The sequence below is a fragment of the Arthrobacter sp. AB6 genome (assembly GCF_031844545.1).
Lineage (GTDB): Bacteria > Actinomycetota > Actinomycetes > Actinomycetales > Micrococcaceae > Arthrobacter.
The window spans coordinates 1-1,856 of sequence record NZ_JAUZVL010000044.1 but is presented as its reverse complement, the minus strand read 5'-3'; the positions used below and the strand labels follow the sequence as shown (position 1 = coordinate 1,856).

Genomic DNA, 1,856 nt, shown 5'->3' with positions numbered 1-1,856 from the left:
GACACAAAAGGGCCAGGGACGGCGGAGCCCTGCGGAGCCGGCACTGGACCCGACAGCCGGCCGCGCCAGCGGACGCCCTTCAACTGGTTGCAGCGCAGCGGAAACCAGGGCGAGCCCCAGCTGCCCGGTAGTCTGCCCAAATGACAAACGTTGAAGAAGCGCGGTTCCCGCACCCCTCACATCCCTACACAAGGACCGTTCACTTGCCTAAGCCGCATGGATCGACCCGCGATGAGCACGTTCTATTGGCGGAGGCGGAGGAAGAAGTCCGGAAGGAGTTGCCCGCTGACGAGTATGTTCAGCAGCATGTGAACACAAGTTCCAAGTCAATGGGTGACAGGGACATTTGGGACATCTCTTTCCAGATTGATTTGAAGAAGAACCGGCCCTGAGAATTGGTAGTTTGAATGTCGAAGAGCCGGCCCCATCGGGGCCGGCTCTTCGGTTTTTCCCCGGCAAAAGGAAACTTGTGGTGCAGCGTCAGTGCTGCTTGCGGTTACAGCTCGTAGTGTCGGTGGTCTTTCCTTGGCCGGTCTACCGGGCCGGTGGCTGGGCCTGCGGTGAGCAGGCTCAGTTCCAGGATGTCTTCAAGGGGACTCGCGTCCGGGGCAACGGTATCGTCCTCGGTCATGCGGAATTGATCTGCCACGCTCGGGACTCCTTGGCTGTACGGGACGGCGGTGTCCTTTCACAGTATCGGCAGTTCCTGCGCGCGGGCTGGAAGTCGCGGCGCCCGCGCAGCGTTTACGCGGCCGGCGGAGCGAAGCGGGGGAGGCCGCCGCGCACCTGGCGAAGATCCCGCGAGGGGAGGGCCGGACCCCCTTTTGTAGTGGAGTCCGGCCCTGTCGAAGCTAGCGCTTCAGGCGGCGGTCATAGGCCTTTTTCGGATCGCGGCTGCAGTCTGCGAGCAGGCCGCGGTTCACCAGTTCTCCCAGCAGTTCTGCCAGCCGGTATCCGGCGGTGTCCTCCAGCGCGAGCTTGAAGTACCGGGTAGCGAAGCTGGATTGTCCTTTGAGCCATTCCAGCCAGCCGATCAGGCACAACATGGGGGCGCGCTGGCCTTCCGGTGTGGCTTTCATCAGCTCGAACGCGACTTCCTGTGCCGTGTCCACGCGCGCCCAGTCCGGGCGGGTGAGGAACACACCAAGCATGACGGAGGTGAACTGCTCGGGCGCGTGCGGGACGATGTCGCCCATCATGTAGTCCCGGATGGTGGGGTGCTGCAACGCTCCTGCCAGCTGGTGCGCGGTCTCGGTCGTCAGGCTCTTGGGGTCCTTCAGCACCTTGGCCCAGGCAGCACGGCTGGCTTCGAGGTCTTCGGGCCAGCCGTCGGGCTTGTGCGCGGTGATAGCCTCGCGGGCCGTCTCGTCTCCGGTGAAGGGTGCCGGTGCGATGAAGCCGGTCACGGCGCTGCCCCGGTAGATCAGGGCGACGTTGCCGTTGCTGGTGGTGATCGCATCCAGCGACTCATCGGGGCAGCAGCCGGTGTACGTGCAGTGGTAGTTCCGCCACAATTCAGAGGTCACCAGCCATGCGTCCTGCAGGGGCATTCCGGCGGTTTCCAGTTCGGTGCGCAGTGCCTGCACGTGCCCGGCGTAGGGGCGGCTGCCGTCGGTGGTGCTCTCGTCGGTGTAGATGACCAGCAGGCTGCCGGTGGCAGCCTCGTCAGCGGTCAGGTAGCTGACGATGGTTTGGGCGTAACCGACGGGATCCTGTCCGAACGGGGCATCCACGCGCAGGGTCGCGCCGATCTTGTTGCCCTGCATGGTCAGTGCGACAAAGGACTCCGTGGGGGTCTGTCCCAGCGTGTGCGGAATGAAGGCCAGGACGTCGGCCGGGCCGGTGAATTTGATGAA

The 1,856-nt window shown here is 64.2% G+C and carries 3 protein-coding genes; 1 reads left to right on the top strand and 2 read right to left on the bottom strand.

What is annotated here, in order from left to right; all coding sequences use genetic code 11:
- The first annotated feature begins 140 nt into the window (after positions 1-140).
- Positions 141-392, top strand: coding sequence for a hypothetical protein (locus Q9R30_RS19205; protein ID WP_311218584.1), 252 nt, complete (start codon positions 141-143; stop codon positions 390-392).
- Between the two features lie 104 nt (positions 393-496).
- On the opposite strand, the gene Q9R30_RS19200 is transcribed toward Q9R30_RS19205, so the two are convergent.
- The gene (locus tag Q9R30_RS19200) at positions 497-649 is read right to left on the bottom strand and encodes a hypothetical protein (RefSeq protein ID WP_015061970.1); all 153 of its coding nucleotides are present in this window, start codon (positions 647-649) and stop codon (positions 497-499) included.
- 202 nt (positions 650-851) lie between these two features.
- The coding region (locus tag Q9R30_RS19195; RefSeq protein ID WP_311218583.1) for a DUF4192 domain-containing protein at positions 852-1,856 on the bottom strand (1,005 nt) is incomplete at its 5' end.